Origin of the sequence: Serratia quinivorans (assembly GCF_052113645.1) — a bacterium.
Classification (GTDB): Bacteria; Pseudomonadota; Gammaproteobacteria; order Enterobacterales; family Enterobacteriaceae; genus Serratia; species Serratia quinivorans_B.
Map to the genome: position 1 here is coordinate 124481 of NZ_JBIEIU010000010.1, position 13879 is coordinate 138359.

Consider the following 13879-nt stretch of genomic DNA (forward strand, 5'->3'; position numbering starts at 1 on the left):
GAACGCATGAAAGCAGCACGCCCCGGTAAGTTGAAACGCCAGGAAGATCAGGCCAGCTTTGTAAGCTGGCGTTTTGCGTTGCTGTGCGGTTGTATTTTGCTGGCGTTGGTGGGGTTGATGCTGCGGGTGGCTTATCTGCAGGTGATTAACCCCGACCGCCTGGTGAAAGAAGGTGACATGCGCTCACTGCGCGTGCAGGAAGTGCCGACCTCGCGCGGCATGATCAGCGATCGCTCAGGACGCCCGCTGGCGGTAAGCGTGCCGGTGAATGCTATCTGGGCCGATCCGAAAGAGCTGAATGAGCGTGGCGGTATCACGCTGGACAGCCGCTGGAAGGCGTTGTCCGATGCACTGAATATCCCGCTGGATCAGCTGTCGACCCGCATTAACGCCAACCCGAAAGGGCGCTTTGTCTACCTGGCGCGCCAGGTGAACCCGGCGATCGGCGACTACATTCGCAAGCTGAAACTGCCGGGGATTTTCCTGCGTCAGGAATCTCGTCGCTATTATCCCTCCGGTCAGGTGACCTCGCACATTATTGGCGTGACCAACATCGACGGCCAGGGGATTGAAGGCGTCGAGAAGAGCTTCGACCGCTGGCTGACCGGGCAACCGGGCGAAAGGACCGTGCGTAAAGACCGCTTTGGCCGGGTGATCGAGGATATCTCCTCGGTGGATAGCCAGGCGGCGCATAACCTGGTGCTGAGCGTCGACGAACGCTTGCAGGCGCTGGTTTACCGCGAACTGAACAACGCCGTGGCCTTCAACAAGGCTGAATCCGGTACTGCGGTGCTGGTGGATGTGAATACCGGCGAAGTGTTGGCGATGGCCAACAGCCCGTCTTACAACCCGAACAATATGGCCGGTACGCCGAAAGAAACCATGCGTAACCGTGCTATCACCGATATTTTTGAGCCTGGTTCCACCGTAAAACCTATGGTGGTCATGACGGCATTGCAGCACGGCATTGTGAGAGAAAACAGCGTGTTGAATACCGTCCCTTACCGTATCAACGGTAAGGAAATCAGGGACGTTGCGCGTTACGCGGAACTCTCCCTGACCGGGATCTTGCAGAAGTCGAGTAACGTCGGCGTTTCACGGCTGGCGTTATCGATGCCGTCCTCAGCGTTAGTAGATACTTACTCTCGTTTTGGATTGGGAAAAGCGACCAATTTGGGGCTGGTCGGAGAAAGCAGTGGCATATACCCAAAAAAACAACGGTGGTCTGACATAGAGAGGGCCACCTTCTCTTTCGGCTATGGGCTAATGGTAACCCCGTTACAGTTAGCGCGAGTCTACGCAACGATCGGCAGCCTGGGCGTTTATCGTCCGCTGTCGATTACCAAAGTTGACCCACCGGTTGCCGGTGAACGCGTCTTCCCCGAACCTTTGGTACGCACCGTCGTACACATGATGGAAAGCGTTGCCTTACCGGGCGGCGGCGGGGTGAAAGCGGCGATCAAGGGCTACCGTATCGCCATCAAAACCGGTACTGCCAAAAAGGTCGGCCCGGACGGCAAATACGTCAACAGATACATCGCTTATACCGCCGGCGTGGCGCCGGCCAGTAATCCTCGTTTTGCTCTGGTGGTGGTGATCAACGACCCGCAGGGCGGGAAATACTACGGTGGTGCGATTTCCGCTCCGGTGTTTGGCGCCATCATGGGCGGCGTATTGCGCACCATGAACGTCGAGCCGGACGCGTTGCCTACCGCTGAGAAAAGCGATTTTGTAAATAACAGAAAAGAGGGTACAGGTGGCAGATCGTAATTTGCGCGATTTACTCGCTCCGTGGGTGCCAACGGCACCCGGGCGCGCGCTGCGGGAAATGACATTAGACAGCCGTATTGCGGCTGCCGGGGATCTGTTTGTCGCCGTTGTCGGCCATCAAACGGATGGACGCCGCTATATTCCGCAGGCGATTGCGCAGGGCGTAGCCGCTGTGATTGCCGAAGCTGAAGGCCAGGCCGAAGACGGCGCGATCACCCAAATGCATGGCGTGCCGGTGATTTATCTGAGCCAGCTCAATCAGCGCCTTTCGGCTCTGGCCGGGCGTTTTTACCACGAACCGGCGGAGCGTCTGCGTCTGGTCGGCGTCACCGGGACCAACGGCAAGACCACCACGACTCAATTGCTGGCCCAATGGGGCCAATTGCTGGGCGAAACCAGCGCCGTGATGGGCACCGTCGGCAATGGTTTATTGGGCCAGGTTTGCCCAACCGAGAATACCACCGGCTCTGCGGTAGATGTTCAACACGTATTAAACGAGCTGGTCGAGCGCGGTGCCACCCTGGCAGCGATGGAAGTGTCTTCCCACGGTCTGGTGCAAAACCGTGTGGCGGCGCTGCCGTTTGCCGCTGCGGTGTTCACCAACCTGAGCCGCGACCACCTGGATTACCACGGTGACATGGCCAGTTACGAAGCGGCCAAATGGTCACTGTTCGCCGGTCATGAAGTGGGCCAGGCGATTATCAATGCCGATGACGAAGTCGGCCAGCGTTGGCTGAGCCAATTGCCTGATGCCGTCGCCGTCACCATGCAGGATAACCTGCAACCAGGCGGCCACGGTCGCTGGCTGAAAACCACCGCGGTCAACTACCACGATAACGGCGCCACTATCCACTTCAGCTCAAGCTGGGGCGGCGGTGAGATTGAAAGCCGCCTGATGGGGGCGTTTAACGTCAGCAACTTGCTGTTGGCGTTGGCGACGCTGCTGTCGCTGGGGTATCCGCTGGACGAACTGGTGGCCACCGGCAATCAATTGCAGCCGGTGTGCGGCCGAATGGAAGTCTTCAACGCGCCGGGCAAACCGACGGTAGTGGTCGATTACGCCCACACCCCGGATGCGCTGGAGAAAGCATTGGAAGCCGCGCGTCTGCACTGCCAGGGGCAGTTGTGGTGCGTGTTTGGCTGCGGTGGCGATCGCGACAAGGGCAAGCGACCGCTGATGGGCGGCATCGCCGAACAGTTCGCCGATCGCGTGGTTGTCACCGACGACAACCCACGCACCGAAGAGCCGCAGGCGATTATCCAAGATATCCTGACCGGCCTGCTGGATGCCGGACGCGCTCTGGTGATCCACGGCCGTGCGGAAGCCGTAACCAGCGCCATTATGCAGGCGAAAGAACAAGATGTGGTACTGGTGGCCGGTAAGGGCCACGAGGATTACCAACTGGTGGGGAATCGCCGTCTGGATTACTCCGATCGCACCACCGTCGCACGTTTGCTGGGGGTAGTGGCATGATCCCTGTCTCCCTTCGGGCACTGGCCGATGTATTGAGCGCTGAGTTGATCGGCGCCGATTGCCAAATCGTTGAGGTGACGACAGATACCCGTCAGGTAACCGCAGGTTGCCTGTTTGTGGCATTGAAAGGTGAGCGTTTCGACGCTCATGATTTTGCTGTTGATGCGGTAGCCGCCGGCGCCGGGGCGTTGCTGGTAAGTAAGCGCTTATTGGTGGATGTTCCTCAGTTGGTGGTGAAAGACACGCGTCTGGCGCTAGGCCAGTTCGCTGCCTGGGTACGCCAACAGGTACCGGCCCGCGTAGTGGCGTTAACCGGTTCATCGGGCAAGACCTCGGTGAAAGAAATGGCCGCCGCTATTTTGCGTGAATGCGGTGAAGTGCTTTATACCGCCGGTAATTTCAATAACGACATCGGCGTGCCGTTGACGCTGTTGCGTTTACAGCCGCAGCATGACTTTGCGGTGATTGAGCTGGGCGCCAACCACATTGGCGAAATTGCTTACACCACCGCATTAACTTGTCCGCAGACTGCTCTGGTCAATAACCTGGCGGCTGCCCACCTGGAAGGCTTTGGCTCTTTGGCCGGCGTTGCTCAGGCGAAAGGCGAAATTTTTGCCGGCCTGCCGGCTGACGGTGTGGCAATCATCAACGCCGACAATAACGACTGGCCGCACTGGCAGAGCATGCTGGACGGCAAGACCGTTTGGCGTTTCTCTCCGCATGCGGCGGAAGGCGTCGATTTCTTCGCCAGCGATGTGCAGATAAACGGTAACGGCACGCAGTTTACGCTGCACAGCCCGTTCGGCACGGCGCCTATCGCGCTGCCACTGCCGGGTCGCCATAACGTGGCCAATGCGTTGGCCGCTGCGGCGTTGGCGATGTCGGCCGGTGCATCGCTCGAGGCCGTGCGTCAGGGGCTGAAACAACTGCAGGCGGTGCCGGGGCGTTTGTTCCCGATCGCACTGACGGCGGGCAAACTGCTGCTGGATGACAGTTACAACGCCAACGTCGGTTCAATGACCGCCGCTGCGCAGGTGCTGGCGGAAATGCCGGGCTACCGCGTGATGGTCGTTGGCGACATGGCAGAATTAGGGACGGAAGCCGAAGAATGTCACCGTCAGGTGGGCGAAGCCGCCCGATTGGCGGGAATCGATAAGGTGCTGGGCGTGGGGCCGTTAAGCCAAACGCTGACTGCCGCTTCCGGTAACGGCGAACATTTTCAGGATAAGGCAGCAGTGATCGCGCGCGTGGCGGAATTACTGTCGGAACATGCGGTAATAACCGTGTTAATCAAGGGTTCACGTAGTGCCGCAATGGAGCAGGTAGTACGCGCGTTACAGGAGAAAGCACCATGTTAGTTTGGCTGGCCGAACATTTGGTCAAATATTATTCCGGCTTCAACGTCTTTTCCTACCTGACGTTCCGAGCCATTGTCAGCCTGCTGACCGCGCTGTTCCTCTCCTTGTGGATGGGGCCGCGGGTGATCAAACGCCTGCAGGAGATGTCCTTCGGTCAGGTGGTGCGTAACGACGGTCCTGAGTCGCATTTCAGCAAGCGCGGCACGCCGACCATGGGCGGCATCATGATCCTGACCTCCATCACCGTTTCGGTGCTGATGTGGGCCTATCCGTCCAACCCTTATGTCTGGTGCGTGCTGTTCGTGCTGGTGGGCTACGGCATCGTCGGCTTCGTTGACGACTACCGCAAGGTGGTGCGCAAAGACACCAAAGGGCTGATCGCCCGCTGGAAATACTTCTGGCAATCGGTGATTGCGCTGGTGGTTGCTTTCGCCATGTATGCCGTAGGAAAAGACACGCCAGCCACCGAGCTGGTTGTGCCGTTCTTTAAGGACATCATGCCGCAGCTCGGCCTGTTGTACGTGGTGCTGGCTTACTTCGTCATCGTGGGTACCAGCAACGCGGTCAACCTGACCGACGGGCTGGATGGCTTGGCGATTATGCCGACGGTGTTCGTGGCCGCAGGCTTTGCGCTGGTAGCTTGGGCGACCGGTAACATGAACTTCGCCAACTACCTGCACATTCCGTATCTGCGCCATGCCGGTGAGCTGGTGATCGTCTGTACCGCCATTGTCGGCGCCGGTCTGGGCTTCCTGTGGTTCAACACCTATCCGGCTCAGGTCTTCATGGGCGATGTCGGTTCGCTGGCACTGGGTGGCGCGTTGGGCACCATCGCGGTGCTGCTGCGCCAAGAGTTTTTACTGTTGATTATGGGCGGCGTGTTCGTGGTTGAAACGCTGTCGGTGATTTTGCAGGTGGGGTCGTTCAAGCTGCGCGGACAACGTATCTTCCGCATGGCACCGATTCACCACCACTATGAATTGAAAGGCTGGCCGGAACCGCGCGTGATCGTGCGCTTCTGGATTATTTCGCTGATGCTGGTGCTGATTGGCCTGGCGACGCTGAAGGTGCGGTAACTATGGCGGATTATCAGGGTAAAAAAGTGGTCATCATCGGGCTGGGCCTCACCGGCCTGTCCTGTGTTGATTTCTTTATGGCGCGCGGCGTGACGCCACGCGTTATGGATACCCGCATTTCACCGCCAGGGCTGGACAAGCTGCCTGAAAGCGTTGAGCGCCACTTGGGTGATTTGAATCAGGACTGGCTGTTGGCGGCGGATTTGATCGTCGCCAGCCCGGGCATGGCGTTGGCGACCCCGGCATTGAGCGCCGCTGCAGAGGCGGGCGTGGAGATTGTCGGCGACATCGAACTGTTCTGCCGTGAAGCCCAGGCGCCGATAGTGGCGATTACCGGCTCCAACGGTAAAAGCACCGTGACTACCCTGGTGGGCGAGATGGCGAAAGCCGCCGGTTGGGCGGTGGGCGTCGGTGGCAATATCGGCCTGCCTGCGCTAAGCCTGCTGCGCCAGGAATGCCAGCTGTACGTGCTGGAGCTGTCGAGCTTCCAACTGGAAACCACTTACAGCCTGCACGCGGCGGCGGCGACCATTTTGAACGTCACCGAAGATCATATGGATCGCTATCCGTTTGGGCTGCAGCAATACCGTGCCGCGAAGCTGAAGGTCTATGAAAATGCCGGCGTGTGCGTGGTCAATGCCGACGACGCATTGACGATGCCGATTCGCGGGGCTGATCAGCGTTGTATCAGCTTCGGGGCGGATGTAGGCGACTATCACCTGAACCGTCAACTGGGTGAAACCTGGCTGCGCGTGCGCGGCGAGAAAATCCTGAATACCCGCGAAATGAAGCTGACTGGCCGCCATAACTACACCAATGCGCTGGCGGCGCTGGCACTGGCCGATGCGGTGAACATCCCGCGGGCTTCCAGCCTGAAAGCGCTGACCACCTATACCGGGTTGGCGCACCGCTTCCAACTGGTCTGGGAACATAACGGCGTTCGCTGGATTAACGATTCTAAAGCCACCAACGTCGGCAGTACCGAAGCGGCGTTGAATGGCCTGCAGGTTGACGGCACCTTGCACCTGCTGCTGGGCGGCGACGGCAAATCTGCCGATTTCTCTCCGCTGGCGCGTTACCTGCAGGGTGATAACGTTCGCCTTTACTGTTTCGGCCGCGACGGCGAACAGCTGGCGCAGCTGCGGCCGGAGGTCGCTACGCTGACCGACACCATGGAACAGGCGATGCAGGCGATTGCCGGCCGGGTGCAGTCCGGCGATATGGTGCTGTTGTCGCCGGCCTGTGCCAGCCTGGATCAGTTCCGTAATTTTGAAGTGCGTGGCGACGAGTTCGCCCGTTTGGCACAGGAGCTTGGCGGATGAGACTACGCTTGCCGAACTTCGGGCTGACCGAAATTTTTAAAAACTGGGTGGCGGGATCGCGCGATAACGATTCGGTCAATATGGTGCTGTACGACCGTACCCTGCTGTGGCTGACCTTCGGGTTGGCCATTATCGGTTTTGTGATGGTGACTTCGGCGTCGATGCCGATTGGCCAGCGTCTGGCGGACGATCCTTTCCTGTTTGCCAAGCGTGATGCGCTGTACCTGGGGCTGGCGTTCGGTCTGTCGATGGTGACCTTACGCATCCCAATGGAAGTCTGGCAGCGCTACAGCAACATTATGCTGCTGTTGTCGATTGTGATGTTGCTGATCGTACTGGTGGTGGGCAGCTCGGTAAACGGGGCATCGCGCTGGATCTCGCTGGGGCCGCTGCGCATTCAGCCGGCAGAGCTGTCCAAGCTGTCGTTGTTCTGTTACCTGGCGAGCTATCTGGTGCGCAAGGTAGAAGAAGTGCGCAGCAACTTCTGGGGTTTCTGCAAGCCGATGGGCGTGATGGTGGTGTTGGCCGTGTTGCTGCTGGCTCAGCCGGACCTCGGTACCGTGGTGGTGCTGTTTATCACTACGCTGGCGATGCTGTTCCTGGCCGGCGCCAAAATGTGGCAATTCCTGGCGATCATCGGCTCCGGGGCCTTCGCGGTGGTGCTGTTGATCATCGCCGAACCTTACCGTATGCGCCGCGTGACATCGTTCTGGAATCCGTGGGCCGATCCGTTCGGCAGCGGCTACCAGTTGACCCAGTCGCTGATGGCTTTTGGCCGCGGTGAATTCTGGGGGCAGGGGCTGGGGAATTCGGTACAGAAACTCGAGTATTTGCCGGAGGCGCACACCGACTTTATCTTCTCGATTTTGGGCGAAGAACTGGGCTATATCGGTGTGGTTTTCGCATTGTTAATGGTATTCTGCGTCGCTTTTCGTGCGATGTCGATCGGCCGCCGCGCGCTGGAGCTTGATCAGCGCTTTTCCGGCTTTTTGGCCTGCTCAATTGGCGTGTGGTTTAGCTTCCAGGCGCTGGTTAACGTCGGCGCTGCAGCCGGCATGCTTCCCACTAAAGGCTTAACGTTGCCACTGATAAGCTACGGCGGCTCGAGCCTGCTGATTATGTCGACGGCGATCGTGCTGTTGCTGCGTATTGATTATGAAACGCGTCTGGCTAAAGCCCAGGCGTTTGTGAAGAGGTAAGGGATGAGCGGGAAACCTAAGCGTTTAATGGTGATGGCAGGCGGTACCGGCGGACACGTGTTCCCCGGGCTGGCGGTCGCACATCATCTGATGGCGCAGGGCTGGCAGGTGCGCTGGCTTGGAACCGCAGACCGAATGGAAGCCGATCTGGTGCCAAAGCACGGGATCGAGATTGATTTCATCCGTATTTCCGGCCTGCGCGGCAAAGGGCTGAAGGCCCAGTTGAGCGCGCCGCTGCGTATCTGGCACGCCGTACGCCAGGCGAAGGCGATTATGCGCAGCTACCAACCGGACGTGGTGCTGGGGATGGGCGGTTACGTTTCCGGCCCAGGCGGTTTGGCCGCGTGGCTGTGCGGTATCCCGGTGGTACTGCACGAGCAAAACGGCATTGCCGGCCTGACCAACCGCTGGTTGGCGCGCATCGCCAAAAAAGTCTTGCAGGCGTTCCCCGGCGCATTCCCGAATGCGGACGTGGTGGGCAACCCGGTACGCACCGACGTACTGGCGCTGCCGCTGCCGGCAGAGCGACTGATCGGGCGTGAAGGGCCGATCCGCGTGCTGGTTATTGGCGGAAGTCAGGGGGCCAGGGTGCTGAATCAGACAGTTCCTGAAGTCGCGGCGAGATTGGGCGATAGAATTACGCTCTGGCATCAGGTGGGCAAAGGTGCACTGGAAAATGTGTTGCGCGACTACGAGAGGGTAGGGCAGACACAACACAAGGTGACCGAGTTTATCGATGACATGGCGGCCGCGTACGCCTGGGCTGACGTTGTGGTGTGTCGTTCCGGTGCGCTGACGGTCAGCGAGATTGCCGCTGCGGGCCTTCCCGCGATATTTGTGCCGTTCATGCACAAGGATCGCCAGCAGTATTGGAATGCCCGTCCGCTGGAAGAAGCCGGTGCGGCGAAGATTATCGAACAACCGCAGTTTAACGCGGATGGGGTGGCGGAGCTGCTGGCAGGTTGGGATCGCCCGACGCTGCTGGCGATGGCCGAAAAGGCCCGCGCAGTAGCCATCCCGGATGCCACCGAACGCGTGGCAGCGGAATTGGTGCGAGTCGCCAAATAATATGCAGGGGTCCGGTACGCCGGGCCTGAATTAAAGAATGTCATGTAGGGGGCCGGTATGCCGGACCCGGATTAGAGAGAGTGATGAATACACAACAACTGGCGAAACTACGTACTATCGTGCCCGAGATGCGACGCGTCCGGCACATTCACTTTGTCGGCATCGGTGGCGCCGGCATGGGTGGTATCGCCGAAGTGTTGGCAAATGAAGGTTATCAAATCAGCGGTTCCGACCTGGCGCCGAATCCGGTAACCCAGCAGTTGAGCGCGCTCGGGGCGACGATTTACTTCCATCACCGTCCGGAGAACGTACTGGATGCCAGCGTAGTGGTGGTTTCTACCGCTATTTCTGCCGACAATCCGGAAATCGTTGCCGCCCGTGAGGCGCGTATTCCGGTGATCCGCCGCGCAGAGATGCTGGCCGAACTGATGCGTTTTCGTCACGGCATCGCCGTTGCCGGTACGCACGGCAAGACCACGACGACGGCGATGGTATCGAGCATTTATGCCGAAGCCGGTCTGGACCCGACCTTTGTTAACGGCGGACTGGTGAAAGCGGCGGGCACCCATGCGCGTCTGGGCTCCAGCCGTTACCTGATTGCGGAAGCGGATGAGAGCGATGCGTCGTTCCTGCATTTGCAGCCGATGGTGGCGATTGTCACCAATATCGAAGCCGACCATATGGAAACCTACCAGGGCGACTTCGAAAACCTGAAGCAGACATTTATTAATTTTTTGCACAACCTGCCGTTCTACGGCCGTGCGGTGATGTGTATTGATGATCCGGTGGTGCGCGAATTGCTGCCACGCGTAGGTCGCCATATCACCACTTACGGTTTCAGTGACGATGCCGACGTTCGCATCGAAAGCTACAGCCAGGTTGGGCCGCAGGGCCACTTTACCCTGAGCCGCCAGGATAAGCCGTTGATGACGGTGACCCTGAACGCGCCGGGCCGTCACAACGCGTTGAACGCGGCGGCGGCAGTGGCGGTGGCGACAGAGGAAGGCATTGACGACGCAGATATTCTGAGCGCGTTGGCCAGCTTCCAGGGAACCGGTCGCCGCTTTGACTTCCTCGGGGAGTTCCCGCTGGAGCCGGTAAACGGCAAAAGCGGCAGCGCAATGCTGGTGGACGACTACGGCCACCACCCGACCGAGGTCGACGCTACGCTGAAAGCCGCGCGTGCCGGTTGGCCGGACAAGCGTCTGGTGATGATTTTCCAGCCGCACCGTTATACGCGTACTCGCGATCTGTATGACGACTTTGCCAACGTGCTGTCGCAGGTGGACGTGCTGCTGATGCTGGACGTGTACTCCGCAGGTGAAACGGCGATCCCGGGGGCGGACAGCCGCTCGCTGTGCCGTACCATCCGCAGCCGCGGCAAGCTGGATCCGATTCTGGTTTCCGATGCGGACACCGTGCCGGAAACCCTGGCGCAGTTGCTGCAAGCAGACGACTTAGTGCTGGTGCAAGGCGCCGGTAACGTGGGCAAAGTGGCTCGCAAACTGGCTGAGCTGAAGCTGCAGCCACAGAAAAAAGAGGAGGAACATCATGGCCGATAAAGTTGCCGTACTGCTGGGTGGCACCTCCGCTGAACGTGAAGTGTCATTGCAATCCGGCGCCGCTGTGCTGGCCGGGCTGCGTGAAGCCGGTATCGACGCTCATGGCATCGATATCCGTGATTTCCCGGTAACCCAGTTAAAAGAACACGGGTTTACCAAAGTGTTTATCGCGCTGCACGGTCGCGGTGGTGAAGACGGCACCCTGCAAGGGATGCTGGAGTTCCTCGAACTGCCTTATACCGGCAGCGGCGTGATGGCTTCGGCGCTGACCATGGACAAGTGGCGCACCAAAATGGTGTGGCAGTCGATGGGCCTGCCGGTGGCGCCTTATGTTGCGCTGAACCGCCAGCAGTTTGCCGGAGCGGAAAAAGAGGCGCTGATTGCCCGCGTTGAGGCCTTGGGTCTGCCGCTGATCGTCAAGCCGAGCCGTGAAGGGTCCAGCGTTGGCATGAGCAAAGTGACCGAACGGGGTGCCCTCGAGGCAGCTGTGGAAGAAGGTTTCCGCCATGACGACGACGTCCTGGTAGAGAAGTGGCTGAGCGGCCCGGAATACACGGTAGCGATGTTGGGCGACCAGGTATTGCCGTCCATCCGCATTCAGCCTGCCGGTGTATTTTACGACTATCAGGCCAAGTACATTTCGGACGATACCCAGTATTTCTGTCCGAGTGGCCTGGGAGCGGAACAGGAAGCCGAAATGGCTGCCCTGGCGTTACGCGCCTACCGTGGGCTGGACTGCAGCGGCTGGGGCCGCGTGGATGTAATGCAGGATAGCGATGGCAGCTTCTATCTGCTTGAGGTGAATACCTCGCCGGGCATGACCAGTCATAGCCTGGTGCCGATGGCAGCGCGCCAATCTGGTTTAAGTTTCTCGCAACTGGTAGCGAGAATTTTGGAATTGGCCGACTGATATGTCGCAAGCTGCCCTGAATGCGCGTGAACGCGAGGTGGACAACAGCCCGCGCCGCAGCAATGGAACCCAGTTGGCGGGAATGATTTTCCTGCTGATGGTGTTGGGAACGGTCCTGTGGAGTGGTTGGGCGGTGATTGGCTGGATGAAAGACGCCAGCCGCCTGCCGCTGTCACGACTGGTGGTGACCGGTGAACGTCACTACACCACCAACGACGATATTCGCCAGGCTATCCTGGCGTTGGGATCGCCGGGGACCTTCATGACGCAGGATGTGGATATCATCCAACAGCAGATTGAACGCCTGCCGTGGATCAAGCAGGCCAGCGTGCGCAAGCAGTGGCCGGATGAGCTGAAGATCCACCTGGTGGAATATGTCCCGGTGGCGCGTTGGAATGATTTGCACATGGTGGACGCCGAAGGCAAATCATTCAGCGTGCCTGCAGAACGAATTGGCAAACAGAAATTGCCGTTGCTTTATGGTCCGGAAGGGAGCGAACAGGACGTTCTTGAAGGTTATCGGACCATGAGCAGCATGTTAGCGGCCAGCAAATATACGCTGAAAATGGCGGCCATGAGCGCCCGCCATTCCTGGCAGCTGGCTTTGGATAATGATGTTCGGCTGGAGCTGGGACGCGACGATCGCACCGGACGCCTGCAGCGCTTTATCGAGCTTTATCCGGTATTGCAGCAGCAGGGCCAGGCAGAAAGCAAGCGAGTCAGTTACGTCGACTTACGCTATGAGGCCGGTGCATCGGTAGGTTGGGCCCCCGTGTTTATCGACCCGCAGGCTGCAGGCGATCGGCAGAACAGTAATCAGCAACAGAATCAGGCACAGGCAAAACAACAATGATCAAGTCGACGGACAGAAAACTGGTAGTTGGACTGGAGATCGGTACTGCAAAAGTCTCCGCATTGGTAGGGGAAGTTCTGCCCGATGGCATGGTCAACATTATCGGGGTGGGCAGTTGCCCGTCTCGCGGTATGGATAAGGGTGGCGTTAACGACCTGGAGTCGGTAGTGAAATGCGTACAGCGCGCTATCGATCAGGCTGAACTGATGGCGGATTGCCAGATTTCTTCGGTTTACCTCGCATTATCGGGTAAACACATCAGTTGCCAGAACGAAATAGGGATGGTTCCTATTTCCGAAGAGGAAGTGACACAGGAAGATGTGGAGAACGTAGTGCATACCGCTAAATCGGTACGCGTACGTGACGAACACCGCATCCTGCACGTCATTCCTCAGGAATACGCCATCGATTATCAGGAAGGCATCAAAAACCCGGTAGGGTTGTCCGGCGTGCGTATGCAAGCCAAGGTGCACCTGATCACCTGCCATAACGACATGGCGAAGAACATCGTTAAGGCAGTAGAACGTTGTGGTCTGAAAGTTGACCAACTTATTTTCGCCGGTCTGGCCGCCAGCTATGCGGTCCTGACCGAAGATGAGCGCGAACTCGGCGTTTGTGTGGTGGATATCGGCGGCGGCACCATGGATATGGCGGTGTACACCGGCGGTGCTCTGCGCCACACCAAAGTGATCCCTTACGCCGGGAACGTGGTCACCAGCGATATCGCTTACGCCTTCGGCACACCGCCGACAGATGCGGAAGCGATCAAAGTTCGACACGGCTGTGCGCTTGGGTCGATTGTTAGCAAGGATGAAAGTGTAGAGGTGCCAAGCGTTGGAGGACGTCCTCCTCGGAGTCTGCAAAGACAGACACTGGCTGAAGTGATTGAGCCACGCTACACCGAACTGTTGAATCTGGTTAACGATGAAATTTTGCAATTGCAGGAGCAACTGCGTCAGCAAGGGGTGAAGCATCATCTGGCAGCGGGTATTGTGCTGACCGGTGGCGCCGCCCAGATTGATGGCCTGGCAGCTTGTGCGCAACGGGTGTTCCACACCCAGGTACGCATCGGCCAACCCTTGAACATCACGGGTCTGACGGATTATGCGCAGGAGCCTTACTACTCTACGGCGGTAGGTCTGCTGCACTATGGAAAAGAGTCTCACCTGAGTGGTGAGGCAGAAGTAGAAAAACGCGCCTCGGTGGGCAATTGGTTTAAACGTATCAATAGCTGGCTGAGAAAAGAGTTTTAATGTTTCAACAAAGAGATCATGCTGAGTAATCTTT

11 protein-coding genes are annotated in these 13879 nt (G+C 58.6%); all 11 read left to right on the forward strand.

What is annotated here, in order from left to right; genetic code table 11:
* The first annotated feature begins 6 nt into the window (after positions 1 to 6).
* The 11 genes from ACGS9J_RS18430 (at position 7) to ftsA (ending at position 13845) form a co-directional block, all read left to right on the forward strand.
* Complete coding sequence (locus ACGS9J_RS18430) at positions 7 to 1770, forward strand: peptidoglycan glycosyltransferase FtsI (RefSeq protein WP_442232259.1); 1764 nt, start codon at positions 7 to 9, stop codon at positions 1768 to 1770.
* Positions 1757 to 3244, forward strand: a complete 1488-nt coding sequence (gene murE, locus ACGS9J_RS18435) for a UDP-N-acetylmuramoyl-L-alanyl-D-glutamate--2,6-diaminopimelate ligase (RefSeq protein ID WP_442232260.1) — start codon at positions 1757 to 1759, stop codon at positions 3242 to 3244. Before ACGS9J_RS18430 ends, murE begins: the two co-directional genes overlap by 14 nt.
* Positions 3241 to 4602, forward strand: a complete 1362-nt coding sequence (gene murF / locus ACGS9J_RS18440; RefSeq protein WP_442232261.1) for a UDP-N-acetylmuramoyl-tripeptide--D-alanyl-D-alanine ligase — start codon at positions 3241 to 3243, stop codon at positions 4600 to 4602. The genes murE and murF overlap by 4 nt, the downstream gene beginning before the upstream one ends.
* Positions 4596 to 5678: a phospho-N-acetylmuramoyl-pentapeptide-transferase gene (gene mraY, locus ACGS9J_RS18445; RefSeq protein ID WP_442232262.1), complete on the forward strand. Its 1083-nt coding sequence runs from the start codon at positions 4596 to 4598 to the stop codon at positions 5676 to 5678. Before murF ends, mraY begins: the two co-directional genes overlap by 7 nt.
* Positions 5679 to 5680: 2 nt before the next feature.
* Positions 5681 to 7000, forward strand: coding sequence for a UDP-N-acetylmuramoyl-L-alanine--D-glutamate ligase (gene murD, locus ACGS9J_RS18450; protein ID WP_442232263.1), 1320 nt, complete (start codon positions 5681 to 5683; stop codon positions 6998 to 7000).
* Entirely contained in the window at positions 6997 to 8199 is a 1203-nt protein-coding gene (gene ftsW / locus ACGS9J_RS18455) for a cell division protein FtsW (RefSeq protein ID WP_442232264.1), read from the forward strand. Before murD ends, ftsW begins: the two co-directional genes overlap by 4 nt.
* Before the next feature lie 3 nt (positions 8200 to 8202).
* Positions 8203 to 9267: an undecaprenyldiphospho-muramoylpentapeptide beta-N-acetylglucosaminyltransferase gene (murG, locus tag ACGS9J_RS18460; RefSeq protein ID WP_442232265.1), complete on the forward strand. Its 1065-nt coding sequence runs from the start codon at positions 8203 to 8205 to the stop codon at positions 9265 to 9267.
* Positions 9268 to 9350: 83 nt separating this feature from the next.
* Positions 9351 to 10829, forward strand: a complete 1479-nt coding sequence (murC, locus tag ACGS9J_RS18465) for a UDP-N-acetylmuramate--L-alanine ligase (protein ID WP_442232266.1) — start codon at positions 9351 to 9353, stop codon at positions 10827 to 10829.
* Positions 10819 to 11739 (forward strand): D-alanine--D-alanine ligase, encoded by a 921-nt coding sequence (locus ACGS9J_RS18470; RefSeq protein WP_442232267.1) that lies wholly within the window; start codon positions 10819 to 10821, stop codon positions 11737 to 11739. The genes murC and ACGS9J_RS18470 overlap by 11 nt, the downstream gene beginning before the upstream one ends.
* A 1-nt stretch (position 11740) precedes the next feature.
* Positions 11741 to 12592 (forward strand): cell division protein FtsQ, encoded by an 852-nt coding sequence (ftsQ, locus tag ACGS9J_RS18475; protein WP_442232268.1) that lies wholly within the window; start codon positions 11741 to 11743, stop codon positions 12590 to 12592.
* The gene (gene ftsA, locus ACGS9J_RS18480; RefSeq protein WP_004950148.1) at positions 12589 to 13845 is read left to right on the forward strand and encodes a cell division protein FtsA; all 1257 of its coding nucleotides are present in this window, start codon (positions 12589 to 12591) and stop codon (positions 13843 to 13845) included. The genes ftsQ and ftsA overlap by 4 nt, the downstream gene beginning before the upstream one ends.
* The last annotated feature ends 34 nt before the right edge of the window (positions 13846 to 13879 follow it).

Bases quoted from the DNA above. Each gene is read 5' to 3' on its own strand.
- ACGS9J_RS18470 (WP_442232267.1), top strand. From the start codon at position 10,819: ATGGCCGATAAAGTTGCCGTACTGCTGGGTGGCACCTCCGCTGAACGT.
- ACGS9J_RS18430 (WP_442232259.1), top strand. From the start codon at position 7: ATGAAAGCAGCACGCCCCGGTAAGTTGAAACGCCAGGAAGATCAGGCC.
- ftsA (WP_004950148.1), top strand. From the start codon at position 12,589: ATGATCAAGTCGACGGACAGAAAACTGGTAGTTGGACTGGAGATCGGT.
- murF (WP_442232261.1), top strand. From the start codon at position 3,241: ATGATCCCTGTCTCCCTTCGGGCACTGGCCGATGTATTGAGCGCTGAG.
- mraY (WP_442232262.1), top strand. From the start codon at position 4,596: ATGTTAGTTTGGCTGGCCGAACATTTGGTCAAATATTATTCCGGCTTC.
- murC (WP_442232266.1), top strand. From the start codon at position 9,351: ATGAATACACAACAACTGGCGAAACTACGTACTATCGTGCCCGAGATG.
- murG (WP_442232265.1), top strand. From the start codon at position 8,203: ATGAGCGGGAAACCTAAGCGTTTAATGGTGATGGCAGGCGGTACCGGC.
- ftsW (WP_442232264.1), top strand. From the start codon at position 6,997: ATGAGACTACGCTTGCCGAACTTCGGGCTGACCGAAATTTTTAAAAAC.
- murD (WP_442232263.1), top strand. From the start codon at position 5,681: ATGGCGGATTATCAGGGTAAAAAAGTGGTCATCATCGGGCTGGGCCTC.
- ftsQ (WP_442232268.1), top strand. From the start codon at position 11,741: ATGTCGCAAGCTGCCCTGAATGCGCGTGAACGCGAGGTGGACAACAGC.